The organism is Flavobacterium sp. (assembly GCF_027490375.1).
Taxonomy (GTDB): domain Bacteria; phylum Bacteroidota; class Bacteroidia; order Flavobacteriales; family Flavobacteriaceae; genus Flavobacterium.
Window position 1 is genome coordinate 22,096 of the sequence record NZ_JAIXYH010000048.1, and the last position, 23,279, is coordinate 45,374.

General features: G+C 38.1%; 25 protein-coding genes. 5 read left to right on the forward strand and 20 right to left on the reverse strand.

Annotated features, from left to right (window positions below; all coding sequences use genetic code 11):
- Nucleotides 1-52 precede the first annotated feature (52 nt).
- Together porQ and cmk are read left to right on the forward strand one after the other, a co-directional pair.
- Nucleotides 53-1,078, forward strand: coding sequence for a type IX secretion system protein PorQ (gene porQ / locus Q0064_RS05895; RefSeq protein ID WP_298145713.1), 1,026 nt, complete (start codon nt 53-55; stop codon nt 1,076-1,078).
- Nucleotides 1,078-1,767, forward strand: coding sequence for a (d)CMP kinase (gene cmk, locus Q0064_RS05900; protein ID WP_298145717.1), 690 nt, complete (start codon nt 1,078-1,080; stop codon nt 1,765-1,767). The genes porQ and cmk overlap by 1 nt, the downstream gene beginning before the upstream one ends.
- Before the next feature lie 23 nt (nt 1,768-1,790).
- On the opposite strand, the gene Q0064_RS05905 is transcribed toward cmk, so the two are convergent.
- Both Q0064_RS05905 and Q0064_RS05910 read right to left on the reverse strand, forming a co-directional pair.
- Nucleotides 1,791-2,417, reverse strand: a complete 627-nt coding sequence (locus Q0064_RS05905; protein ID WP_298145720.1) for an NADPH-dependent F420 reductase — start codon at nt 2,415-2,417, stop codon at nt 1,791-1,793.
- A 2-nt stretch (nt 2,418-2,419) separates the two neighbouring features.
- Entirely contained in the window at nt 2,420-3,199 is a 780-nt protein-coding gene (locus Q0064_RS05910; RefSeq protein ID WP_298145722.1) for a type 1 glutamine amidotransferase domain-containing protein, read from the reverse strand.
- 98 nt (nt 3,200-3,297) lie between these two features.
- Here Q0064_RS05910 and Q0064_RS05915 point away from each other — a divergent pair, with 98 nt between their 5' ends.
- Both Q0064_RS05915 and Q0064_RS05920 read left to right on the forward strand, forming a co-directional pair.
- The gene (locus tag Q0064_RS05915; protein ID WP_298145725.1) at nt 3,298-3,642 is read left to right on the forward strand and encodes a helix-turn-helix domain-containing protein; all 345 of its coding nucleotides are present in this window, start codon (nt 3,298-3,300) and stop codon (nt 3,640-3,642) included.
- A gap of 278 nt (nt 3,643-3,920) precedes the next feature.
- Nucleotides 3,921-4,652 (forward strand): hypothetical protein, encoded by a 732-nt coding sequence (locus Q0064_RS05920; protein ID WP_298145728.1) that lies wholly within the window; start codon nt 3,921-3,923, stop codon nt 4,650-4,652.
- Nucleotides 4,653-5,118: 466 nt separating this feature from the next.
- On the opposite strand, the gene Q0064_RS05925 is transcribed toward Q0064_RS05920, so the two are convergent.
- The 14 genes from Q0064_RS05925 to Q0064_RS05990 form a co-directional block, all read right to left on the reverse strand.
- Nucleotides 5,119-5,484 carry a VOC family protein gene (locus tag Q0064_RS05925; RefSeq protein ID WP_298145731.1) on the reverse strand — a complete coding sequence of 122 codons (366 nt, stop codon included), beginning with the start codon at nt 5,482-5,484 and terminating at the stop codon, nt 5,119-5,121.
- 34 nt (nt 5,485-5,518) lie between these two features.
- Complete coding sequence (locus Q0064_RS05930) at nt 5,519-6,496, reverse strand: quinone oxidoreductase (protein WP_298145734.1); 978 nt, start codon at nt 6,494-6,496, stop codon at nt 5,519-5,521.
- Nucleotides 6,497-6,515: 19 nt separating this feature from the next.
- Nucleotides 6,516-6,932 (reverse strand): Ohr family peroxiredoxin, encoded by a 417-nt coding sequence (locus tag Q0064_RS05935; protein ID WP_298145737.1) that lies wholly within the window; start codon nt 6,930-6,932, stop codon nt 6,516-6,518.
- A 79-nt stretch (nt 6,933-7,011) separates the two neighbouring features.
- On the reverse strand, nt 7,012-7,356 hold the full coding sequence (locus Q0064_RS05940) for a YciI family protein (protein WP_298145739.1): 345 nt from the start codon (nt 7,354-7,356) through the stop codon (nt 7,012-7,014).
- A 73-nt stretch (nt 7,357-7,429) separates the two neighbouring features.
- The gene (locus tag Q0064_RS05945) at nt 7,430-7,867 is read right to left on the reverse strand and encodes a YciI family protein (RefSeq protein WP_298145742.1); all 438 of its coding nucleotides are present in this window, start codon (nt 7,865-7,867) and stop codon (nt 7,430-7,432) included.
- A gap of 399 nt (nt 7,868-8,266) precedes the next feature.
- Nucleotides 8,267-9,511 carry a DUF6596 domain-containing protein gene (locus Q0064_RS05950; protein ID WP_298145745.1) on the reverse strand — a complete coding sequence of 415 codons (1,245 nt, stop codon included), beginning with the start codon at nt 9,509-9,511 and terminating at the stop codon, nt 8,267-8,269.
- A 1-nt stretch (nt 9,512) separates the two neighbouring features.
- Nucleotides 9,513-9,857 (reverse strand): YciI family protein, encoded by a 345-nt coding sequence (locus tag Q0064_RS05955; RefSeq protein WP_298145747.1) that lies wholly within the window; start codon nt 9,855-9,857, stop codon nt 9,513-9,515.
- A gap of 278 nt (nt 9,858-10,135) precedes the next feature.
- The gene (locus tag Q0064_RS05960) at nt 10,136-10,612 is read right to left on the reverse strand and encodes a hypothetical protein (protein ID WP_298145749.1); all 477 of its coding nucleotides are present in this window, start codon (nt 10,610-10,612) and stop codon (nt 10,136-10,138) included.
- Nucleotides 10,613-10,674: 62 nt separating this feature from the next.
- Nucleotides 10,675-11,565, reverse strand: coding sequence for an NmrA family NAD(P)-binding protein (locus Q0064_RS05965; RefSeq protein WP_298145752.1), 891 nt, complete (start codon nt 11,563-11,565; stop codon nt 10,675-10,677).
- Nucleotides 11,566-11,573: 8 nt separating this feature from the next.
- A complete protein-coding gene (locus Q0064_RS05970) occupies nt 11,574-12,518 on the reverse strand; it encodes an alpha/beta hydrolase (protein ID WP_298145755.1) in 945 nt (314 codons plus the stop codon).
- 36 nt (nt 12,519-12,554) lie between these two features.
- Nucleotides 12,555-13,193 (reverse strand): NAD(P)-binding domain-containing protein, encoded by a 639-nt coding sequence (locus Q0064_RS05975; RefSeq protein ID WP_298145759.1) that lies wholly within the window; start codon nt 13,191-13,193, stop codon nt 12,555-12,557.
- A gap of 13 nt (nt 13,194-13,206) precedes the next feature.
- The gene (locus Q0064_RS05980) at nt 13,207-13,602 is read right to left on the reverse strand and encodes a nuclear transport factor 2 family protein (RefSeq protein ID WP_298145762.1); all 396 of its coding nucleotides are present in this window, start codon (nt 13,600-13,602) and stop codon (nt 13,207-13,209) included.
- A 10-nt stretch (nt 13,603-13,612) separates the two neighbouring features.
- Nucleotides 13,613-14,485, reverse strand: coding sequence for an SDR family oxidoreductase (locus tag Q0064_RS05985; protein ID WP_298145765.1), 873 nt, complete (start codon nt 14,483-14,485; stop codon nt 13,613-13,615).
- Nucleotides 14,486-14,496: 11 nt separating this feature from the next.
- On the reverse strand, nt 14,497-15,390 hold the full coding sequence (locus Q0064_RS05990; protein WP_298145768.1) for an SDR family oxidoreductase: 894 nt from the start codon (nt 15,388-15,390) through the stop codon (nt 14,497-14,499).
- Nucleotides 15,391-15,505: 115 nt separating this feature from the next.
- Between Q0064_RS05990 and Q0064_RS05995 the strand changes: the two genes are divergently transcribed.
- Nucleotides 15,506-15,859, forward strand: a complete 354-nt coding sequence (locus Q0064_RS05995) for a helix-turn-helix domain-containing protein (protein ID WP_298145771.1) — start codon at nt 15,506-15,508, stop codon at nt 15,857-15,859.
- 436 nt (nt 15,860-16,295) lie between these two features.
- Here Q0064_RS05995 and Q0064_RS06000 read toward each other — a convergent pair whose 3' ends face one another.
- The 4 genes from Q0064_RS06000 to Q0064_RS06015 are packed head-to-tail and all read right to left on the reverse strand — an operon-like array spanning nt 16,296 to nt 23,027.
- On the reverse strand, nt 16,296-17,165 hold the full coding sequence (locus Q0064_RS06000; protein WP_298145774.1) for a hypothetical protein: 870 nt from the start codon (nt 17,163-17,165) through the stop codon (nt 16,296-16,298).
- Between the two features lie 4 nt (nt 17,166-17,169).
- Nucleotides 17,170-20,838, reverse strand: a complete 3,669-nt coding sequence (locus Q0064_RS06005) for a metallophosphoesterase (protein WP_298145777.1) — start codon at nt 20,836-20,838, stop codon at nt 17,170-17,172.
- Between the two features lie 10 nt (nt 20,839-20,848).
- A complete protein-coding gene (locus Q0064_RS06010) occupies nt 20,849-21,466 on the reverse strand; it encodes a Pycsar system effector family protein (protein ID WP_298145780.1) in 618 nt (205 codons plus the stop codon).
- Nucleotides 21,453-23,027, reverse strand: a complete 1,575-nt coding sequence (locus Q0064_RS06015; RefSeq protein ID WP_298145782.1) for an HD domain-containing protein — start codon at nt 23,025-23,027, stop codon at nt 21,453-21,455. The genes Q0064_RS06010 and Q0064_RS06015 overlap by 14 nt, the downstream gene beginning before the upstream one ends.
- Nucleotides 23,028-23,279 lie beyond the last annotated feature (252 nt).

The following is a 23,279-nucleotide window of genomic DNA, read 5'->3' on the forward strand; positions in this document are numbered from 1 at the left end:
TGCACAAAAAGTGTTGATTTATCTACTGTTTTTAACGGATTGAACAATTGATATGACTAAAAACGCTTGCTTATTTTTTCTGCTTTTTCAAGCTGTAGCTTTCGGACAAATAGGAGGGCAGGCGGTCTATCAATTTTTAGGGTTAACAACCTCCGCACGACAGTCGGCTTTGGGTGGAAAAATAATTACCATCCGCGATTACGACGTAAATGCAGCACATTTTAATCCGGCGGTTATTAACGACGAAATGGACCAGCGGCTTGCGCTAAATTACGGTAATTTGTTTGGCGAAGTGGCCTACGGAACAGCTGCTTATGCCTACACATACGACCGTCATGTACAGACATTTCACGCAGGTATAAACTACATAAATTACGGCAATTTTGAAGGTTACGATGAAAATGGCGTGCGAACAGCTGATTTTACGGGTAGCGAGGCTTCGCTGAGTTTTGGTTATGCGTACAACGTTCCGTTTACCGAATTGTATATTGGTGCCAATGCTAAACTCATTACTTCAACTTTAGAATCGTACAACAGTATCGGAGGTGCCGTAGATTTAGGCTCAATTTATATTGTTGAAGATCGAAAATTAAACCTAGCGTTGGCGTTGCGAAATATTGGAACGCAATTTCAAACTTACGCAGGCGTTCGCGAGCCGCTGCCTTTTGAAATCATTGCCGGAATATCCCAAGAACTTGAAAATGTACCGATTCGTTGGCACATAACATTAGAGAATTTGCAACAGTGGGAAGTTGCCTTTTCAAATCCGGCTCGAGCTGAAGGGAATCTCGACGGCGGAAGCACGCCCGAAAAAGTATCGTTCTTTAATAATGCACTGCGACATGTAATTGTGGGTGCCGAATTGTTTCCACAAAAGGGTTTCAATATACGTTTGGGTTATAATTTCCGAAGAGCAGAGGAGTTACGACTGCTGGAGCAACGCAATTTCTCTGGACTTTCTGTAGGCTTTGGTTTGAAAATGGGCCGCTTAAAACTTGATTATTCCTATGCACGATATACCTTGGCGGCTAATAGTTCGCTTTTTGGCTTAACCATAAATCTCGGAGAAGAATTCTAATGAAAAAGAAAATCATTATTGCAATCGACGGACATTCCTCAACGGGAAAAAGTACCATGGCGAAACAACTTGCCAAAGAATTGGGCTATGTGTATGTGGATACAGGTGCGATGTATCGAGCCGTTGCTTTGTTTGCCATGAAAAAGGGATTTATTACGCCCAATTTTTTCGATAAAGAAGCACTTGTAAATACATTAGATCAGCTTTCGTTGAAGTTTATTTTTAATGAAAACCGCGGATTTGCTGAAATGTATTTGAATAACGAAAATGTTGAAGACCAAATTCGCACACTCGAAGTAAGTGCACAGGTTAGTGTGGTTGCAGCCGTATCGGAAGTGCGCCGATTACTCGTGGCGCAGCAGCAAAAAATGGGCAAGGAAAAAGGGATTGTCATGGATGGTCGAGACATTGGAACTGTGGTATTTCCGGATGCAGAGCTGAAGTTGTTTGTAACGGCCTCGGCAGAAATTAGGGCGAAACGCCGATACGACGAGCTTGCCGCGAAAGGTGAACAGGTAAGTTACGACGAGATTTTTCAGAATGTGGTGGAGCGCGACCGCATCGACAGCAGCAGAAGTGATTCGCCCTTAGTTAAAGCTGCCGATGCGATAGAAATTGATAATTCAAATTTATCTCGCGAACAACAATTTGAGCTTATTCTACAATTAGCGCACGAGCGTATTGGCTAGTATTCCGTACGAATTTGTGATAGTTACTTTTCGAGCTTAGCCCAGACGAAATTTGGGTGATGTTTGTCTCGTCGTACCATTTTTACCCATAATAGAGTTAAGTGCTCTAGATGTAAAGCTTGATCGATATTTCCTGTGTCGAAAGCTTCGAAGCCAAGATCCGTACATAATTCGCTTACTTTTTGTTTGGCAGTTTTATCATTGCCAGCTAACAGCATTACAGGCTTTACATTATAGTTCGAGTACGTACTGTTGGCAAAGTTCTCAAATCCATAAATAGTAAATGCCTTAACTACTTGTGCGGTAGGTGCCCATTGTTGTACTTTTTCGCTTCCAGATATTTCGCTTTGTAAGCCGTGTGTGATTCCGGGTCCGACGGGGTTTGTACAATCGATTAAGGTTTTTCCGGCAAAGTGTACATTTTTTAGTATTTCTTGGTTTGCAGAAAACGGCGTGGCCAAGAATACCACTTCCGAGTAATTTATCGCTTTTTGGATTTCCATAACCGTAAACTGCGGATTATTCGTTACGGCTTTTTGTACCGAATCTGTTATTTCATTTGCAGCAATAACAACATCATGTCCCGCTTTTTGCAACCGGTTGGCTAATGCAAAGCCTACATTTCCGATTCCGATAAAGGCTAATTTCATTTTTAATTAGTTTGTTGATTTTGATTAAGAAGTTCTACAAGCAGTGTTGCAGCTGCTGCACCACTGTTTTGTTGCTGACCCGTGATTAGATTTCCGTCGGCAATGGCGTACGAACTAAACGGCGCGGCCACTTTAAAAGTAGTTCCAGTTATTTTTCGCGCTTCGGTTTCAATACGATAAGGTTGAATTTTCATTCCAACTGCTTGATCTGCATAATCTTCTTCTGCATCAGCAAATCCAGTCCACGATTTCCCCGAAACTAATAAATCGCCATTCGATTTTCGAGCTTCAAGTAGTAGTGTAGTTGCATGACAAACGGCCGCTGCTGCTTTTCCGCTTTCGTAGAATGCAACAAACAGTTGTTCTAAATCGCGGTTAGCTCGAAAAGTGTACATCGGACCTTGGCCGCCTACAAGAAAAATGCCGTCGTAATCGTTGGGATTAACTTCTGCGATTGATTTGGTGTTAGTAAGCATAGCGCTGAATGTTTCTTTTTGTAGAAACCCCAACGTGATAATATCGTGTGCTGCATATCCACTGGCGTCGGTGGGGTTGGAGTAAGTATCCATTTCTAGTCTTCCGCCTTTTGTTGAAACTACTTCGATCTCGTATCCTGCTTCCTGAAATACGTGTAAAGGATGCGTTAATTCGGCGGCCCAAAACCCGATGGGCCAACCCGTTTGTTCGCTAATTGAAGGCGAGCTTGCAACCATGAGAATTTTACCTTGGGATGGTGCACCGTGATAATGCACGTATTTATACACCTCTTTTTGGAATTTCATTTGATATTTTATTGTGATTAGGCAAAACAAAGTTAGAGTCTATTTATATGGTTAGTTACGACTACGTATATTTGTAAGTAACTAACAAAGATGTAAGTATGCCCGATTTTATCAAAGACAATCACTTGTTTCACAATCCGGTGGAGTTTGCTCTGAGTAAGATAGGTGGAACGTATAAAATGCCCATTTTATGGCGGTTAAAAGACAAAAAGTGGCGTTTTAGCGAGTTGCAGCGTAGTTTGGCGCATGCCTCCGATCGGATGCTTTCTAAAGCGTTGAAGGAATTGGTAGCCGATGGATTTATTACCAAAGAAGTTTTTGCCGAAGTGCCGCCTCGTGTCGAGTATTCGATTACAGAACGGGGTTTAAAGTCGATCGTGATTATTGATGCTTTACGGCAATATGGATTTGAATTGATGCGCGAGTACGATATAAAACAGTAATAAACGTTTTTAGAGCACAATTGCGGTAACGATTGCCCGCGCTAAGGATTGCAGTGGAAACCCCGCGCAGTTTGTTGGCTGTGTGCGGCAGTTGGTATTGGCGATTGGAATGAGCCATTACTAGCGCTCCGCAAACGCCAACAAACAAGTGGGTTGAAACGAAAAGCCTGACCCGAGGCAGGTTCAAGGCAGGGTCGGGGAGCGCCCAAAATCAAGAAAAAGAATAGTTTTGAGATTAAAAAATAATTACGTCATTTGCTGAAAAAGTAAAACAAAATATGAGGCTAATCTTTCTTTGCTTAATTTTAATTTCTTCCATTCCGCAGGCGATTTTCTCACAAAAGAAGAAAGTTGCTGTAGTTACGTTTTATACAAACAAATCGGTTCATTTAGGATTTGATGTAGCTACAGAGTTGCTTACTAAGGAAATTTTAGATGTAAATGAAAATAAGGATTTTAACCTGGCTCCAATTTTAGAGCAGTACCACGATCGATTTTTTAATGAGTATGCAGCAGATTTCCCCTTTGATTTACTTCCGGAGAATGAAGTTGTCGAGAATCCGGATTATATCAACTTTCAGCCAAAGTATGAATCTAAGAAGTTGTTTGATTACTTTGCCGTTACCATAAAAGGTTACAAGTATATTTATGAGGGCTTTATGGGTAAAGAAAATGAGGTGGCGGTAGCAAAAATGTTTGCGGATAAGGCTGATGGAGTGCTATTTGTTAACGTTGATTTTTCGTTTGACAGAACGTATGGAATTGCTGGTGTTTATAATATGAAGGTGCTGGCTACGACTCGAATTTCTTTGTACAACAAAGAAGGTGAAAAGGTATTTGTTGTTAGAGAAAGAGCACGGTCGAAGCAAAACGCCACTTCGCTCGGAATGGTTCCGATGATTGAGCCACAAGAAGTGCTACCTATGTGTGAAAGTGCTCTTTTGGAGTTAATGAATGATTTAAAAAAGCGCATTAAAAAGATTACCCGAAACGCAGCCAAGAAGCTATAAAATCGAAAAAATGCAAAGGAGATTTTTGGTTGCAGTTGCGTTCGGATTTTTATCCGTGTAATTGTTCTCGTTTTGTATTTGCTTGCGTCGAGATTTTTATTGGTTTTGAAATGAACCCAAATAAAATTATGGTAACTGCAACGAACACTATAAATCATTGTTTCGAATGGTACAGCTAAATGGTACTGGGAAGAAAAGCTATATATATGTATTCGATGACAAATCATGTACTCAATAATTGGCTTCGAATTTTTTGGAATTAAGATTTTCGCTTGATAATTTATAGAGCAGAAGACAAATACCTGCATCTTAGATTTTTCTAAGAAATAAATTATGAGAAGTCGTATTTTCGATTAGGATGTTTTAAACGAACTGTGAATTTCTATCCCAGATAAAACCATAAAACTGATAGAAGTGTTGTAAACAGTCCTATCAGCTTTAGTTTAAAACAGAGAAGTAGTTTGTCTTATCCCATGGAATGAAAACCAATTTTGTTTCCTTCTGAGTCGATAAAAAGTGCAATAAAGCCGTTGCCACCTATGGCAGTTTTCGGTAAAATTACTTTTCCGCCGGCACTTTCTACTCTGTTTAACGGTATGGAAAGGTCGTTTCCGCCGTCAAGGTAAATAGTTGTACCCGTTGTGGAAGGAACAAAGTTTTCTCCGATACCGATTGCTCCGCCAAATCCGCCTGTTTGAGGATCAGCGGGCAGATAGGCGTATTGCCGGTTCGGGTCGTCGTGAATTTGCACATCTAGAACTTTTGCATAAAAAGTTTTTGCTCTTTCGAAATCTGTTGCTGGGATTTCAAACCAATTTAATGTAGTTACCATATTTATTAAGATTAAGTTGTTTTACTTTAGTTTTTTAGGGAATAAGAACAATTTTCCCGGTCGTTTTTCTGTTTTCTAACTTATGATGCGCTTCGGCAGCATCTTTTAAAGAAAAGGTTTGTCCGATGTGTACTTTTAGTTTTCCCACAGCCGTTTGGGAAAACAGATAGTGGTAGGCTTCCTGCATTAAATCGGGTTTCGAAAAGTAGCTAGCTAAACCAAAACCGAGCAGCGATTGATTGTGATTTACAAGTGTAAATGCTTGAACTGTTGTAGACCCACCGCTTGGATTTCCAAAATTAATCAGCTTGCCAAAAGGTGCGAGGCAACCAACACTAGCTCTCAAAATTTCACCTCCTGTTGAATCGATTATTAAATCAACTCCTATAGCATCGGTGGCTTCCAGTACTTTTTTCGGCCAGTTATCTTCTGTATAATTTATCAGTACGTCGGCTCCCAATGATTTGGCTAGGGCTAATTTTTCAGCCGTACTTGCGGTTGCAATTATTTTGCTTGCGCCCATTTCTTTTGCAATTTGAACCAGTAGTGTTCCTACGCCACCGGCCGCGGCATGAATAAGTACGGTTTGTCCGGCTTGTAGTTTCGCTCTGTTTTTCAACATTAAAAACGCAGTTAATCCTTGAACTTGTAACGCCAATGACTCTTGTGAGGAAATGCTAGGCGGAATTACTGCTGCTAAATAAGAAGCGGTAACTGCATAATCCGCGTAACCACCGCCGTTTGGAAGCATGGCTACAACGCGATCACCTATAGAAATATTTTCGACACCGGTTCCGAGCTCGGTAACAGTTCCTGCTACTTCAAAACCTGGTAAATAAGGTAAAGGAACAGGAAAGACATATTGATTTCTTCTTTGCATGGCGTCGGAGAAATTCACTCCCGCGGCTTCTACTTTAATAACTATTTGTCCGTCGCCAGCAGTGGGCATTGGTACGTCGTGGAGGACTAATTGTTCAGGCGCTCCAAATTCATTTACAATTATTTGTTTCATGGTTTTGTTGTGTTTTCGATTAGTTTGCTACCACTTCGTAAGTGGCATTTATGTTTCCTTTTGTTGCTTTAGAGTAGGAACAAATTGATTTCGCAGTTTCTACCAATCTTTTTGCCGTATTGTAATCCACGTCGTCAATTTTTACGAGCAATTGTGCACCGAGATCAAAATTTCCGTTCTCCTGTAAAACCGCGATTTTTGCAGTTACATGAACTGAACCTATTTGAACTTTTTCCATTCCGGCGGCAACGCTAACGCTAGTGCCAAAGCAAGCCGACCAAGCTGCTGCGAAAAGTTGTTCTGGGTTGGTAGCATTACCAGCTCCGCCCATTTCTTTTGGGAATCGTACATCTAAATCTAATAATCCGTCTGATGATTTTGCGTGACCATTATGACCTGCTAAAGTTGTCACTTCTGCTTCATAGATTTTTTCCATTTTAATTTTTGTTTAATTGTTTTGTGAATGATTAGCTAATAAAGTATGAGTTTTGAGTATTTGGATTGATAATCGCATATTAATTTTGTTTCTGAATTGGACGAACTTCTAAGCTACCATCTTCCTTAAAAATTGGGCACCCCTTTGAAATTTCTACGGCATCGTTAATGTCTTTTGCATTTACGATTAAGTAGCCGCCAACCATTTCATTTCCTTCAGCATAAGGACCATCCGAAACTACTTTTTTTGAACCTTTCACATGCTTGCCAGATACTTGAAGTGCATCGCCTCCAGCAAGAATTCCTTTTTCTGCAAGTCCTTGCATCCAATCATTCCACGTTTGAATGATGTCCATTGCGGATTGTGAATTAGCTGTGGAAATATGAGTGTCACCGCCTCTGAATAAAAACATAAACTTTTCCATTTTTTTTGATTTAATTGTTTATTTTTCTTAGTTATACCAAAGAGTTGTGGGTATAAGGAAATCTAGACTGATGTTAGTTATCCAATTTATGAACTTGACGAACTTCTACTTTTCCGTTCTCTTTAAAAATAGGGCACCCTTTTGCTATCTCTATAGCCTCGTTAATGTCTTTTGCATTAATGATAAGATAACCATTAATCATTTCTTTGTCTTGGATGAAAGGACCATCTGTCACGACTTTACTTTTTCCGCTTACCTGTTTACCAGTGCGCTCAAGATTTTCACCGCCTACAAGGATCCCTTTTTCACCAAGATCTTGCATCCATGTCATCCAGTATTGAATGTATTCTTTAGCTTCTTTTGAAAAGGCGTTTTGAGGGTGAGTATTACCGCCTCTGAAAACCAACATAAATTTTTCCGTTTTTCCGTAGTCCTTTGATTGTGCGAAACTGCCAATCGTAGTCATAGTCATGATTGCTACCGTAAATAGAAATGCTTTTAGATTTTTCATTGTTTTTGTTTTTTTAAATGTTTAATTGCTAGTAACAATTCTATTACGATTGACTTTTTAATAATTGGACAAAAAATTGAATTATTTTTTTTGAAGATCTTTTGTAGCTTTTTTTGGAGAACGATTAAGAGAAAAAAAAGCGGTTCAATTACTGCCATGCACGCTTCATTTTTCGTGATGAACTACTATCCCGATCGGATTAATCTAAAGCAACGTTCATTACTGTTTGATTAATAAGGCAACTAAATTGTAAATGTCGCAGGTTACTTCACAAGGGTCATACTCGTTTTTACGCTTTGCGACGATTTTCAGCACTAAATCACAAAGGGAGTTTTAAGCTCGTAAGAAGCAATTTAGCGGTTAATACGGTATGGTACCTCGATAATGGTAACATCTCCATTAGTTGTTGCTTCTGTTTTCGAGGTCTTTTAATTTTCTAGTTAATAATGATTTGTCAATTTCATTTTTGGCTTTGTGCCGAGCAGTTTCAAAAAACGAAATAGCTTTTTTATTATCAAGCTCTGTATACAGATAACCAAGTAAGGAAAAGTAGAAATGATTGTCATTTAGACTCAACTTTTCTGCTTCAGCAATTGCAGCTTTTTTGCCCTTCACTTGTGCCAACGCATACGTTCTGTTTAGTGCTGTTACTGGTGAATATTCAATTAACAAAAGTTGATTATAGGCTTGTAAAATAGAGTCCCACTTTTTTGGGTTTTCAATTTTACTACTATGCCAGTAGGCAATGTTTGCCTCTAGGTGAAATTTGCTTAATTCGTTGCCTTGAGCACTTTGTATTAAGTAGAAATTTCCTTTTGCAATAAGTTCTTCATTCCATAAACTTCTGTCTTGTTCTTCGTACAAAATTGGCTCTCCTACCAGATCTGTTCTTGCTTCAAAACGCGAAGCGTGAAAGCACATTAACGCCATTAAAGCGTTCACATTTGGTTTGTTTGTTATTTCATTTTCAATCAAAAAATAAGTTAAACGCATTGCTTCCAAACATAACTCTTTTCGCAAATAAGTTTTCTGCGTACTTGAATGGTACCCCTCATTAAAAAGCAAGTATATAGTTGTGAGTACGGTTTCTAGTCTCGAGTAAACTTCGTCTTCACTTGGTAGTTCAATTTTAATATTCTCTGCTCGTAGTTTCTCCTTTGCTCTATACAAGCGTTTATTGATACTTTCTTTATTGGTTAAAAATGCCTGGGCAATTTCTTCAATTCCAAAACCACAAAGGATTCTTAAAGCTAAACCAATTTGTGCCTCTGCCGGAATTATTGGATTGCAAATAGCGAAAATCATTTGCAATTGACTGTCAGTGATGTTTTTAGGAGATAAATCAACATCAAAATCTACTGTTTTGTTTTGTCTAGAAGTAAAATCAGGAACTATTTTTTCAGAAAATGTTTTATGTCGTTTAAAGTAGTCTTTGGTTTTGTTTTTAGCAACAGCATAAAGCCAGGCGGTTGGATTTTCGGGAATACCTTTTAACTCCCAAGTTTCTGCTGCTAATAAAAAAGTATCATTTGTAATATCCTCGGCAATTTCAATATGAACAATACCAAACAACTTACAGAGTACTGAAATTATTTTTCTGTACTCTGTTTTAAAAAGTTGTGGAATTAATGCCGCCTCGTTCAAATTAACCCTTCATTGGTATGATACTTCTTACTTCAACGTGCCCACCGTGATCAAGAATCGGACAGCCTTCTGCCAATTTCATAGCTTCATCAATGTTAGCAGCTTTAACAACTACGTAACCACCAATAATTTCTTTTACTTCTGCATAAGGGCCATCAGAAATAACATTATTAGATTTCAATGTTTTTCCCTCAAAACTTAAACGATTGGCATTTACAATGCGCCCTTGTGCTGCAATACCACCAAACCAATCCATCCATTTTTGAATGTTTGCTTGCATTTGTTCAGGTGAAGGTCCAAACGATTCGTTTATTTCGCTTCCGAAAATCATCATAAATTCTTTCATAATGTTGTTTTTATGGTTAAAATTTTATTTTATGTCTTAATGACGATCGACTATTTCAATATTGGACAGGTAATTAATTTTTTTTTAGAATACATTTAAGATTTCAATATTCAGTGGAATTAAAGCTATATGAGCATATTCATTGCAAATATTGATATGAATTAATTTCTTTAAAATTAGTTTAAAAATTGTTCTTTCGTTGTAACTCTTTTACCTGGCAGTTAATAAAAGATAAAATTTTGATCAAGAAGGATATGTAATTGTACTTATTTTAGGCATTATTTTAAAAGAGAAAATTGCCCATAGTGGTAGGCCAAATGCAGTGTTCTATTGATTAGCACATTTATTTTGTTGCGATGTGGTTGTAGTTTGAAATCGGCTGCCGAAACGTTACTGTGCCTGTCGAGCCAGTCCGCCTCTGTTAGGACCTTAACTTTCTCTTCCAATAGTTGAATACTGTCTATTAGTAATTCTTTCAGCCCATCCGTTCTGTAGTTATGAGGAATGGTTTTGTCTGGATTAATCAGAAATATAGTATCTAACTCAGCTTGAGGATTTTCGCCTAGACCAAAGAGTGAAATCATATTATAATTGATCGCTGTTAAGTGCCCAAGTAAATACATTCCGGAGTTTCTTCCTGGTGCAATATGTTTTTCTAGTTGGTCTTCATTCAGCACATTCACCAAAGATAATAACCGTTTATTTTGTTCATCCCAATTACGGATTGAAGTTGTGATTAGCAAATTTTGTATCATGATGCGTTTACATAAAAACCTTACCCCGATAAATAATCAGGGTGAGGTTCTTGATTTATTTTTTATGAATTGTAAAGAACTGCAAACTCTTTAGCAAAATTTTCTAATTTGGTTTTACCTAGTGCAGGCTTGCTGTTAAGTGAGAAATAGTGTTCCGTAAATTTACCCGTAGCAATACCTTGACCAATTTCAATTAAAATTGCAATCATAAAGTCAGGAAATCCCGCTTGTTTGGCGCCTGCCCCAAATTGTTCATCACTAAAAACGGTCCAGTTCAAGTCTTTGCCAATAGCTTTGCCAATTAATTTAGCAGCTTCATGCCATGTTCTAATGTCGCTCACAACATAGTAAGGTTCATTAGATGGGAATGCTGAATTAGTAATGGCTTCAAAAGCAACGTCTGCAATGTCTTGCGTGTGAACAAATATCATTTTACCATCTGCTGATCCATAGTTGGCTCCTATTACGCCCATTGCATTTAAGGTATCAATTTGACGAAACAGGTTACTATAGAAATACCCCGCTCTTAAATGAATGACTTCTATATTATTCAACTTGTTTAACGATTTTTCAAGCTGACCTATAGAATTGATGGCACCAATGCCTTCCAATTTATGAGCTCCGTATGTACTTAGGTTTACTACTTTTTTTATTCCATTGGCTGCAATTGCATTTCTGTAATTTTCTCCAATTAATTCGCCATATTCCACCCAATCTGTTCTGTGGTAGGGTACGGGTATCATGGTGTAAACTACATCCGCTCCTTTAAATGCATTTGCAATAAAAGCATCATCCTCAATGCTACCAATAGCTGTCTCGGCACCGATATCAGTTAAAGGTTTTAAATTTTCGGCATTACGACCAATTACAGTTACGCTATGGCCTTGTGCTAGTAATTTTTCTGCTAAGGGTTTGGTAATGTTACCAGCGGCACCTGTGAGTGTTATTTTCATGTTCTTTGTTATTTAATGCTACGTTTTATTAAGAAAGTTTTGATAATTTTCGCGGCTTCCTCGTGTTTTTCTTCCAACAAAAAATGTCCTGCATCTATTGGGCTAATCTGAGCTGTGGGAACATCTCTTAAGAAATATTTATTACCCGATTCGATAAATATTTTGTCGCGTTTACCTGAAATAACCAATAAATTTGGTTGATACTTTTTAAGGTAGGCTTGTGCTTTTAGAAAGAAGTCAAAGTTACTTTTGTAATCCCTTAAATTTGACAATAAAATAAGGTCAGCACCAGGTTTAGATACATAATAGTAATCAAGAAGATAACTGTCGGGACTTACCGTTTCAGGATTTGCAGCCCAACCTACATAGAGAGATTTGATTACTTCTAATTGGAAAAATGCTCTTGCTCCATTTTCGGTTTCCGGATTAGGGTTTGAGGTATAGTCAAATACTGGTTTTGCAACAGTAGCATCTGCACCTTCAGGATAAATAGTTGTGTTTTGAACAATTATAGACTGAATTTTTTCAGGGTTGTTTACTGCAATTCTAAATCCAACGGGGCCACCAATGTCAAATAAATACAAAGAATACTTTGTAAGTCCAATCTTTTCTATAAACTTAGCAGTATTTGATGCAATGTTTTCAAAAGAGTAATTGAACCTGTCTACTGACGGAGCATCGCTTTGCCCCATACCTATGTAGTCAGGAGCCACCACATAATATTTGTCTGCCAAATCGGTTATCAAATCTCTATACATGTGAGATGTAGAAGGAAAACCATGGAGTAATACTATCGCAGGTTTACTTTTACTCCCTGCTTCTCGGTAAAAGATGTTGTACCCATCTACTTCTACCTTTTTATAGTTTACAGCTACCACATTTTGTGCATTTGCAACTAAACCGCTTACTAAAGTGAGAAATGCTATTAATATCGTTGATTTTAAACTTTTCATTATTTTAATTTTTAAATTCTCTTAATTAAATATTGTTTAAGTTCGTGTAAGTAATGTCCAACCAATATCTACTCCCAAGTTCTGTTGGAAAGCCAGAGCAATTAGAAACTGACCGAGACTTTCCAAGAAAATGGCATTGGCTAAGCCACCTGAGTACAAAGGATTAAAACCTGCATCTTTAAGTAATTCGGCAACAATTGCATTCGCCTTTTGGTTATCTCCAGCATAAAAACCATTTACTGTTTTGTCGCCAAATTGCAAAGACTGGTTTAAGATGCTAAACCCGGATGCGGTGTTGAATGCTTTTACTATAATTGAGTCAGGTAAATGCCTTTGTATTTCTTCTGCGCCCGAATCGCTATTCTCAAATTTTAAAGGAGAATAATCGGGTTTTAAAACATTAGTGACATCAACCATTATCTTACCATTAAGATTTTTGAGCGATGTTAAAGTTTCTATCACTGTATTTCCAGGCCAGTTTAAAGTTACAAGCGTAATGTCAGCAGTATCTATGGCCTCTTGTTGCGAAACTACTTGTACGTTTTTGCCAATAGATGCAGCCCATTCTAGCTTACTTTGTGGAGTTCTTGATCCATAGATAATTTGATGTTTGGGGGCTAAGGCTTTTCCTAAAGCCGTTCCCATATTTCCTGTTCCTAAGATTGCTACTTTCATCTGTAAATTGTTGTTAAATTGTTTGTTTCATTGCATCAATTACCAATGCAGTGTCGGTATACTGGTTGTACTCAGTGATTTTTCCGTCCTTTACTTTATACTCAGAAGCAAAATCGGCTTTAACCGCCTTTCCTGTTTTTTTGTAAGTACCTTCATAATGGCCTATTACAAAAACACCCTCTTCGGTCTCAATGTATCTGGTGCTTATAGCCTTCCAAGTGTCCCAATATTTTGACAAATAGCCGAATACATTTTCAAACACAGCCTCAATACCAATGTACTGTCCGCCATTAGGAAACCCAACCATCATATTCCATTTCAGGTTTTCGTCAAAAATTGCTTTGATTTTTTCTGTATCGCCTTCTGCAAATAGTTGATACATCTTTTTTACAACTTCGATATTGTTCATTTATTCAGAGTTAAAAAAGAGTAGATAAATACTGTTTAACCGATGTAGGTTTTCTTCCTAATATCATTTCTAGATCAGGCGATACTTCACTGAACACTCCTGCTTCAAAAGATTGAACCCAACGATATAAAAATTGACCTAAGAATTCAGGAAAGCCGTTTGCCACAAATTGAGCCAAATAATCTTCTTTGGAAACTGGTGTATAGGATACTTGTTTATTAGTTGCCACACTTGCAATTTTGGTAACCTCCGAAAAAGTCAACGCTTCTCCACCTGTGAGCAATAACTCACTATTATGATAGTTGTTGGTTAAAAGAACTTTGGCAGCGGCCTCAGCAAGGTCATTCCTTGTGGCAAAAGCAATTTTACCATCACCTTCTTTCAATGCTATTTTTGCTCCTGATTGAAGAAAAGCAAAACCTAAGTAGAGAGGAATAGTTTCGGCATACAATCCATTTTTAAGTACCGTATAATTAAGCCCAGATTTTTTTAAATAATTTTCCGTATCAATGTCGCTTTGGGTATTGCCCTCGATAACAAAATCTAACTTATTGCTACGTTGCACACTTGTAAAAACTAAATGCTTTACGCCTGATTGTTTAGCGGCATCGATAACATTTTTATGTTGCGCAAAGCGGTCAACAAAAGCTACGGCAGATACTAATAAAACTTTGTCTATGCCTGTGAAAGCGGCTACTAATGAATCGTAGTTGTCATAATCACCTACACGAAGTTCAATTCCATTTTCTTGTAAGTCTTTTGCTTTTTCCTTATCTCTCACCAAACCAATAAGATCTGTTTGGGCTACTTGTGTTGCCAAATAATTCAAAGTAGCTTTGCCCAAATTACCACTTGCACCTGTTACTAAAATTTTATTGCTCATTAAATTTTTTTTTAATTGGAATGATATAATTCACTAAGTCCAAAATTTTGCAATATATCTGCTTGCACTTTGCTGGCCGTGTCATTGATGATTTCGGCGGTGCCAACCATCATTTTATCTACAACGGTTCGAAGCGGGCGTTGACCCGTAGGTTTGTTTACCAGAGTTAGTATAGCATTAGCAACATCTTGCGGTTTGTTGGGCACATTTTCAGACGACATCATTGCAGTCACATTATTAAAAAGCTCCATCATAATTTCATTAGTCTTACCATAAGTTTCGATTAAAGAGCTATTGCCCGGAGTAAAGTTTTTCTGAAAAATCTCAGTAGGAAACGGACCTGGTTGGACGATCGCAACATCAATTCCTAAGGGTTTTAGTTCATACGCCAAATTTTCTGAGAGTGCTTCAACCGCCCATTTAGTAGCATCGTATACTCCACCAAACGGAATTATAGTTCTGCCGAGCACACTTGATATCTGAATGATTAGTCCGCTTCCTTGATCGCGAAGTACAGGTAGGAAGGCATTGTTTACTCGCACACTACCAAAAACATTTACATCGAAAAACAATTTATGATCGTCGATGGTAAACGTTTCTTGAATTCCCCCGCCATAGATGCCTGCATTATTTATTATAACATCAATTTTCCCATCAGTTTGAGATAAAATCTCTTGCTTAGCTGCTGCTACACTTGAGTCGGAGGTAACATCTAGGTTAATAACTCGAATGTCCAGAAAACGCTCTTTCGACCAAGTGAGTAGTTCATCCTTCTTTGTTTTGTTTTGAGAATCCGAGTTACGCATAGAAGCGAAAACAGTATGTCCGTGTTGTGCAAGTGTTTTTGCTGTTAAAAATCCGAAACCGCTGCTAGCTCCTGTAATTAAAATTGTTTGTTTTATCATGTTATTTCAAATTATATTTGTACTTCAAAATTAAATACATATAATACTTTGTACAAGTACTATTATTTTTAAAATATACTATATAAAAAATACTAATATTGAAAATCAGTTATTTATGAATGAAAAAAATATTGTTTTTGATGAAGAAAGTTGTCCCGTTACTGCAACGATGCATGTAATAGGAGGAAAGTGGAAACCGATTTTGATTAATGCTATTTACCAAACGTCGCCAGCGCGCTTTGGTGAGTTAAAACGATCGGTTAAAGGAATCACGCAATCGATGTTAACGTCTCAATTACGAGAATTGGAAGAAGATGGCATTATACATCGAAAAGTATATGCTGAAATTCCGCCAAAAGTGGAGTACACCATTACCGAGTTTGGGTTTACGTTGGCTCCCATATTACAGTCGATGGGTGAGTGGGGAAAAACTTATCGTTTGGAGCAGGAAAACAAGCCAGAAAAGTAAGCCGAGTTGCAATTAGAGTATTTCTAGCAGCAAGTAAAAGTAAAAATTGTACGTTTTATAGAATTCAAATTCTGCGTATTGCAATCATTCTATTTTGTTTTGATTGAATCAAATACATCCCAGAATCTATCGACAAGCGCTACTGGATGAATTCGATTGCGCTCGATTTTATTCCTGGTTCTAAAAATGAATAGAATGGATGCTTGCGGTAACGATTGCCCGCGCTAAGGATTGCAGTGGAAACCCCGCGCAGTTTGTTGGCTGTGCGCGGCAGTTGGAATTGGCGATTGAAATGAGCCATTGCCAACGCTCCGCAAACGCCAACAAGCAAGTGGGTTGTAACGTAAAGCCTGACCCGAAGGTGGGCGTAGGTAGGGGACGGGTAGCGCCCAACTACTAGTTTGAAATAAATTTACAACTAAGCAGTGTTTTCTATTTATTTTTTTAGCGAAGTCTCATATAAATTCCCACCCACTTTTTTGACACGCTCGTCGGCTATGAAAACTTGACTCTTGTTTTTAAAACAAACAGCTTCTTTTTGCGAGTAATGTCGTAAGTCGATTTCCGTCATTTTTCCGTCGGCTATATTTTCTGGTGGAAACGCGTTGAATAGCCAAAGTTTGGAGTGGGAGAGGAGTACAAATTTGGAGCCGTCGGGCGCAATTGCGGCACTGGTAATGGCACAATTGTGGTAATCTCCGCAGGTTTTTATGGTTTTGATAAGTTTGGCCTCGTGATGTCCGGCTGTGTTCGGAATTTTATATACATAACTGCTGCCGTCGAATCCTTTACTTCGATTTTTCGTAAATAAATAAAAATGCGATTGATACTCGAAAAAGGCTTCGACATCAAAAAGTAAATCTTTCTTCTTTGGCGGAAAATCCTTTTGTTCGGGATAATTAAAAGATACTTTATACGACGTTTCTATTTCCTTCTTTTGCAAATCGTTTTTATCAATCTTGTAAATTGCCAAATCTTTTCTGTCGTTGTCGTTGTTTCCAAAATCGCCGATGTACAAATTTCCATGGGTATCAAACGTCAGATCTTCCCAGTCGGTATTGGTAGCATTTTTTATCTGACTTATTTGTAAAATTCGACCTAGTGTATCGATTACGGTAATTTCATTCGGATTTCCGCTGTCTTCGAGCGTATAAAGTTTATGATTTGAAAAGGCAATTCCCGAAATTTCTTTAAGTTCCTTGGGTAATTGAGCTATTTGTTTGAGCACTACAGCTTCGGTTTTCGTTTCACAAGAAGGAAGCGCAGTGAGCGCAGCGAGTAAAACGATATTTTTTAAGGTATGCATAGCTTTAAAATTGAAAACCTAATGAAAATGCGGCTCGAAAACCGTCTGACGAATGAAATAATCCGACGTTTGCCGAAAGTAGTTCAGCTCCATTGATGAAAAATCCGCCTCCGTACGAGTTATGCCATTGTTCGGAATCGATTGCTGGAAACCAGACGCGTCCGTAATCGAATCCAGTAAAAACACCTAGTCGAATCGGAATGAGTCGGGTTTTCATCGAACTAAAGCTGTAGCGAATATCTGTATCTTGATAAAAGGATTGTTTTCCGATAAAACGCTGATTTCTATATCCGCGCAAGCCGTCGTTCCCACCAATAGACGCCGCTTGGTAAAATTCGAAATCGTCTCCAAAGTTAATATGACTCTTTAATTTGGTTGCCAATACACATCTTCCTTGGGCGTCGAGCTTGTGCGTAAAACTAACCTCCGGAATTAGGTAACTGTAGCTTCTGCTGTTGTTATCTAAATTGCTTTTGTGTCCGATTTGTACACTGGTTTTCATTCCAATAGTTGGGTAGGCATTGTTGTCGTAATTCTCAAAATTAAAGGCAAAATGAGTTCCCAAAAACTGTACTTCTTCAAATAAATAGCTTGGTAGTTGCGAATTGTTTTCCACAAACCTGCCTCTGGTGTTATTCACTTCCACATTTTCGTATAATGCGCCCCAACTTAATGCAACGCCCGAACGACTTTTCCACTTTAACTGCGGATTGACATGTAAACTCCGAACTTTTACCCGATTGTAATTTAACCCGAAATCATCGTCAAAGTTGGGCGTTTCGTTTCCGTAGCCAAAAAAGTTTAAGGTAAAATTCGGACTTTGCAATCCGGTATTTACTTCGAGATTTATATTTTTTATGACGTTTGCAAATTCGAATCGGTACAAGATTTCGTAACCCGAAGTAGCAAAATAGTAGGCTGCTTTGAGTTGATGTTGGCTTGTAAACGGGTTGCGTTCGAAACCATAATTGGTAAATGTGTTGTTGAATCCCACTTTTAAACCATCGTCTGGGTTTGCACCTAAAATCGGAATCAGCTGGTTTTGAGATTTTTTAACTTTCTTAAAATCAAACGTATTTACATCGTAGGAATCGCTTAGCCGCAGACTTGCATTTTTTGCCAGATCGACGTCGTTTTTCTTAGACTTGTAATCGTAAATCACCACATTTTTTCCGTTTGGAATAATATAGGTGTCGTTATTCTGACCACCAATGAGTCTGATTTTTATTTGCTTACTCTTTCCAATTACTTCAAAAACATCGTCATCGTCGAGACCATAAATCCAAATTTCGCGCGTTTGGTTTGCCGAAAAAACTTCTTTAAAGTACGTTTCTCCGTTCTTATCTTTTTTATTTCGTTGCAAAGAAACTTCGACTTCAGAATTGTTCAAACTGCGAATGCGGATAATGTCTTTTTTGTTCGTTCCCATAATGACAGCGTAACGACTAAGAAATTGAAAGTAACGATCGGCTATTTTTTGCAAATTGGCTCGACGCTTTTTCAATAAATCTTTCAATTTGGATACCGATTCGTCGTTTAGTTCTTTGGGAGTGGCTGAAAATGCTTCATCGATAGCTTCGTCGGTAATCGAATTTTGAATAATCGCTACTTGCTCATTCCAGTCGTTTTTGTTCAGATGGCGGATAAATGCTTTATCGAGCGGAAATGGTTCTAAATTAAAGCCTTTAACGTCTGTTAAATCGGCTTCATACTTTCGTAGAAGCTTGGCCATCGGGATTAAACGAACAGCTGCGCCGAGTACAAAACCGTCGGACATGATTGAAAAAGCCTGATCTCGATCGCGAGGTAAAGGTTTAAAAACGATTTTGTTAGCTTCTTTAAATTCGAGCCAACGCCATTGATCTTGATGTCGATCCCAATCGCCGATTAACATATCAAAAAGTCGGGCTTTGATGTATTCCTTTTCGTCGACCATCTGATTTTCATTCTCGTGAATTTTCTCAAACACGTCGTAAGTGCTGTAAACGGCGCCTGTAAAGTTCGGATCATTTATGGAAAGATTACCGTCGGAGGCTTGTTCTTCAAACAGATACAGTTCATCGCCAAATTCTGCACTAAAAGCACCCAGCGCTTCGTGTTTGGGAATGTAGTATAATTTAGGATTTAATTTACTGATATTCAACGACTCAGATAATTCGGCTACTACGAGCGGCGCAAACGGATGCGCACCTGTGAAAACGTCTTTTACCAAATTTTCGGAAGCTGTATTTTCAAAATCTTTCTGAACGTATTGATTCTTAAACAGCGACGCTTGAATGTACTGTGCACCACTTTTTTTGAGCGCACGCATAATATACTGTTTGCCGTCTTTGGCTTTCAAGCGTAGCGATCGCGATTGTGTTCCTCCACCTTTCCGCACGGGCGTTAATCCGCCAAGCAAGGTGTCTAACGTTACTACTTTTGCGGTAATAAGTTTGCTGTAGTATTTTCTGTAACGATTTCCCCAAAGAAAGTGGTAGAACTCGCTTTTTGCTGTTTCGGATTCCGTGTAAATTGCTGTTTGTATAGAATCTGGAAACTTCGAAACTGCGTTAACTGTGTACGATTGTTGCTTTGGTTTAATTACGGTTGTTTGAAATTCAACGGTATTATTTTTTGCGTTTACGAATTGTACTTCCGAACGTCCGTTTTCAAAGACTTGTAAAACAGCAAATCCAGGTACTCCGTGTCCGTAGATTCCACCATCGCTTAATTTTACTGGCGATACTTTTGAAGCAGATCCACTGACAATCTGTGGAATATCGTTTTTGATGAGGTATTGCAGATTATGGTCGTGGCCGGAAACAAAGACAACATTTTCGTTTTGTTGTGCGGCGGCAACCAATTGCTTTTTCAGTTCATTGTAATGCGTGTTTTGAATATCGGCATTACTTACTCCGGTTGTTTTGCGAAGCAGGTTTTTCAAGCTTCCGAGAATTGGAATGGGAGAAAGATGGCTTTTGAAAGCGTATTTTCCGCCGTGAGAACCATTGGTGAACATCGGGTGATGAATGGCAACGATGGTGGTTTTGCCGCGCGCTTTTTTTATTTCGCTTCTAAATTCATCTAAAAACTGATTTCGAGTCTTTATTTCACAACTTTCATTGATCGTTGGGTAATTATCCCAATTTGTGATATACCATTGAGAATCGACGATTATTAGGGTGATGTCGTCGGTGATATCGATGCTTTCCAACGGACAGCCGTTCTTGGGTAAAAACGATTTTTTTCCGAGTTGTTTTTCAACATATTCTTGCTGTCTTTTTAAACCTTCATTTCCTTGACTGTACCAATCGTGGTTTCCCGGAATAAATACCGTTTTTCCTTGAAATGCGTGCGTGACATCAATTTGCTCTTGAAGTTTGTTTTCTGCATCTTTTCTCGCGACAGCAGTATCTGCGGGCATGCCCAAGGGATAAATGTTGTCGCCCAGATAAATAAGCGTGCTGTTTTTGTCGGCTTTTTTTAACCGAGAGATTAGCGCATTTACGCTAGGTAAACTGTCTTTCAACAAACCATTCCCTGCATCGCCAACAAGGAAGAACGTATGGGCTATTTTTTCATTTTCTTTACTTACATCTTGAATGTATTTCGCATTAAACTGCGGCTGGTACGTGGCACAAGCTTGAATTAGTATGGAAAGCAATGAAAGAATCAGGATAACTTTTTTCATAAAAGTGGCGTTATCTCGATTGGAATGCAATTAAAAATGCAATAACAGAAATTATAATACCAAACATAAAAATGGTGTAGGCGATGCGTAACAATCGGTATTTCTTTTCCAAAACGATACCTAGATGATACAAATCTTTAATCATCGAATTGTAAACGTAATCTTTGTCTTTGATCAATTCGTTCATGGCCCAACTGTAATCTTCGTAGGACATCTTATAGAAATTTCCGAAAAAAAGCAGATTTACTTTTTTCTCATATACTTCTTTTCTAGTGAAACTTCCGCCAGTTATTGTGGGGCGTGTGGCCAAAATCGCAAAAGTTATAGCGATAACGCTTGATACTATGAGAATTAAGGTAGGAATGATTAAATGTGCGTTGGATGGATTGTCGAGTTTAGGAATGATGGTAGTGAGCGAAACGGATATAATAATGGCATTAACCGAGAGTAAAATATTGGCTTTATTATCCACTAAACCGCTGAGGTTGTTGTGATTGTTTAGCGTTGTTCGAAACATCGTATCAATGCCTCGTTCTGTTTTCGGTACTTTATTTTTCTTTTTGCCTTTATCGTTTTCCGTTGAAATTTCCGATGATGTTGCTTTATCGTGCGGATTAGTGACTTCCATGTGTTGAGTAGTTTTTTAGTTGTCGTTGTATGAGGTTTAAATTTAGTTCTTTTAACTTTTGCCAATTGGCTTGAGCGTAGGGCGTATAGTATTGATGATTTTTCAGAAAATCCACGTTTAAACGATACCAATCTCTATCGCAAAATGCTTTATCTCCAGACAGTTCCCACTCGTTTCGCAGCAACTCTAACGTATGCGGATAATCCGGATTTGCGAGATGCATATTATCGGCATCTTTAATAATGTATTCCAGTTGGTTTGTTGGTGTATAATCAAATTGCGTTGCCATGATAAGGTCGGCTACTTTGTCGGAAATATCGTTTGTTACTTGTTTGTCTTGTAAGAAATCACGCGCTAGTAAAACGCTTTTCTCTTCGTGTCCTTTTGTGCACTCAACATAGCCAGCATCATGAAACCAAGCTGCTAGTAGCAAAATAGTTGTTGTTTTGGGATCTAAATCTTCGGCTTTACAAAGCGTTTCTATACCCGCAACTACATTTTTAGTATGTTCTAAATTGTGATAGGAGAATTTAGAGTCGAGACGTTCTTTAAGTAAGTTAGTTACAAATACTTCGGTTTCTTGAACAAGTGTATTTTCTTGGTGTTTTACTTTAACGCGTAGTGCTTTTAAACCGGTAACAGCTTGTAAATCTTCGACTTCTAATTTTTCAATGTCGGCTTCAAGAATATTTTTGTGCTGTAAATATTTGATGTATTTGATGTATTCTTTTTCTTCAGCAGCGTTGGAATACACAATTGTGATTTTCTCTTTTTGGGTAATTCGTTCATTCGAATTTTTTACATACGCTTTGTCGATTCGCTTTTTAACAACTTCATAGCGTGCATTATAAGATCCATCAACGTCAAAGCGTTTTTCATCCATCCTAAAGCGTACCGAAATCGGCGAACTAAAAACTAAAATCAGCGAGGTTACGTCTAAATTATAAGGTAATGAACTTTTTAATTTGTGATGCTCAAGTTCCATTTCGCAGAGCGTTTCGAGTTGCCACAACCTAAGATTTTGCAGATACATGTCGTTATATTCACGGTTAGGCTCAATCGAAGCGCCGATGTACAAATTGTGTTCAACGCCATCGGTTTTAAAACGTTCGTAATAATGCGGAAAAATCTCTTGCGCTTGTTCTTGTTTGGCATCTAAAATGGCGGCCATTTTTTTGTTGATGCTCATAATAGCATCTTCAAAATCTTTCCGAGTTTGATAAAAGATTCCCGTTTTTACGTCGATTTTCTCGAAATACGCTTCAATCCGACTTTTTATTTCTTGATTAGAAGCCGAATTCTGCAAAAATGTATGAATTTCGGTTTCAATATAATGATGAATGATTTGTTCTAATTCGCTTTTAAAAGGCTGCTCGAGTTCCTCTAAAAAGCTGGTCAATTCGAATTGCTTCTTTTCAATGATACTGATTTTCCGATCGGCGTTTATCACATCTAGAATTTGAATAATCTGATTAATCTGTGCTTTTAAGTCGGCAACAATAGCACTGATTCGATTCTCCGACGATCCTTTAATATCGATTTGTCCATACAGCGGATACACTTCTTTAAAAACAATTTCTTTAAAGTTGTAATCCTCGCGGGCACTGCTCGAATAGTAGTAATTCTTGGCTTCCTTTTTAAATTTCCAATAGACACTTTTGTGAATCGAGGTGTACTCTTTTTGAATAATAGCCTCGGTAAGTGGCTGGTTTTTTTGAACAGGTTAAAAATAGAGTTAAATTAACCTTTTAAAAGAAAAACAGTATGAAGACATCAAAATTTTCAGAGGAACAGATTATTTCGATCTTAAAGG

Excerpts from the sequence above, each read along its gene's own strand:
- porQ (WP_298145713.1), top strand. The coding sequence starts at position 53 with ATGACTAAAAACGCTTGCTTATTTTTTCTGCTTTTTCAAGCTGTAGCT.
- cmk (WP_298145717.1), top strand. The coding sequence starts at position 1,078 with ATGAAAAAGAAAATCATTATTGCAATCGACGGACATTCCTCAACGGGA.
- Q0064_RS05905 (WP_298145720.1), bottom strand. The coding sequence starts at position 2,417 with ATGAAATTAGCCTTTATCGGAATCGGAAATGTAGGCTTTGCATTAGCC.
- Q0064_RS05910 (WP_298145722.1), bottom strand. The coding sequence starts at position 3,199 with ATGAAATTCCAAAAAGAGGTGTATAAATACGTGCATTATCACGGTGCA.
- Q0064_RS05915 (WP_298145725.1), top strand. The coding sequence starts at position 3,298 with ATGCCCGATTTTATCAAAGACAATCACTTGTTTCACAATCCGGTGGAG.
- Q0064_RS05920 (WP_298145728.1), top strand. The coding sequence starts at position 3,921 with ATGAGGCTAATCTTTCTTTGCTTAATTTTAATTTCTTCCATTCCGCAG.
- Q0064_RS05925 (WP_298145731.1), bottom strand. The coding sequence starts at position 5,484 with ATGGTAACTACATTAAATTGGTTTGAAATCCCAGCAACAGATTTCGAA.
- Q0064_RS05930 (WP_298145734.1), bottom strand. The coding sequence starts at position 6,496 with ATGAAACAAATAATTGTAAATGAATTTGGAGCGCCTGAACAATTAGTC.
- Q0064_RS05935 (WP_298145737.1), bottom strand. The coding sequence starts at position 6,932 with ATGGAAAAAATCTATGAAGCAGAAGTGACAACTTTAGCAGGTCATAAT.
- Q0064_RS05940 (WP_298145739.1), bottom strand. The coding sequence starts at position 7,356 with ATGGAAAAGTTTATGTTTTTATTCAGAGGCGGTGACACTCATATTTCC.
- Q0064_RS05945 (WP_298145742.1), bottom strand. The coding sequence starts at position 7,867 with ATGAAAAATCTAAAAGCATTTCTATTTACGGTAGCAATCATGACTATG.
- Q0064_RS05955 (WP_298145747.1), bottom strand. The coding sequence starts at position 9,857 with ATGAAAGAATTTATGATGATTTTCGGAAGCGAAATAAACGAATCGTTT.
- Q0064_RS05960 (WP_298145749.1), bottom strand. The coding sequence starts at position 10,612 with ATGATACAAAATTTGCTAATCACAACTTCAATCCGTAATTGGGATGAA.
- Q0064_RS05965 (WP_298145752.1), bottom strand. The coding sequence starts at position 11,565 with ATGAAAATAACACTCACAGGTGCCGCTGGTAACATTACCAAACCCTTA.
- Q0064_RS05970 (WP_298145755.1), bottom strand. The coding sequence starts at position 12,518 with ATGAAAAGTTTAAAATCAACGATATTAATAGCATTTCTCACTTTAGTA.
- Q0064_RS05975 (WP_298145759.1), bottom strand. The coding sequence starts at position 13,193 with ATGAAAGTAGCAATCTTAGGAACAGGAAATATGGGAACGGCTTTAGGA.
- Q0064_RS05980 (WP_298145762.1), bottom strand. The coding sequence starts at position 13,602 with ATGAACAATATCGAAGTTGTAAAAAAGATGTATCAACTATTTGCAGAA.
- Q0064_RS05985 (WP_298145765.1), bottom strand. The coding sequence starts at position 14,485 with ATGAGCAATAAAATTTTAGTAACAGGTGCAAGTGGTAATTTGGGCAAA.
- Q0064_RS05990 (WP_298145768.1), bottom strand. The coding sequence starts at position 15,390 with ATGATAAAACAAACAATTTTAATTACAGGAGCTAGCAGCGGTTTCGGA.
- Q0064_RS05995 (WP_298145771.1), top strand. The coding sequence starts at position 15,506 with ATGAATGAAAAAAATATTGTTTTTGATGAAGAAAGTTGTCCCGTTACT.
- Q0064_RS06000 (WP_298145774.1), bottom strand. The coding sequence starts at position 17,165 with ATGCATACCTTAAAAAATATCGTTTTACTCGCTGCGCTCACTGCGCTT.
- Q0064_RS06005 (WP_298145777.1), bottom strand. The coding sequence starts at position 20,838 with ATGAAAAAAGTTATCCTGATTCTTTCATTGCTTTCCATACTAATTCAA.
- Q0064_RS06010 (WP_298145780.1), bottom strand. The coding sequence starts at position 21,466 with ATGGAAGTCACTAATCCGCACGATAAAGCAACATCATCGGAAATTTCA.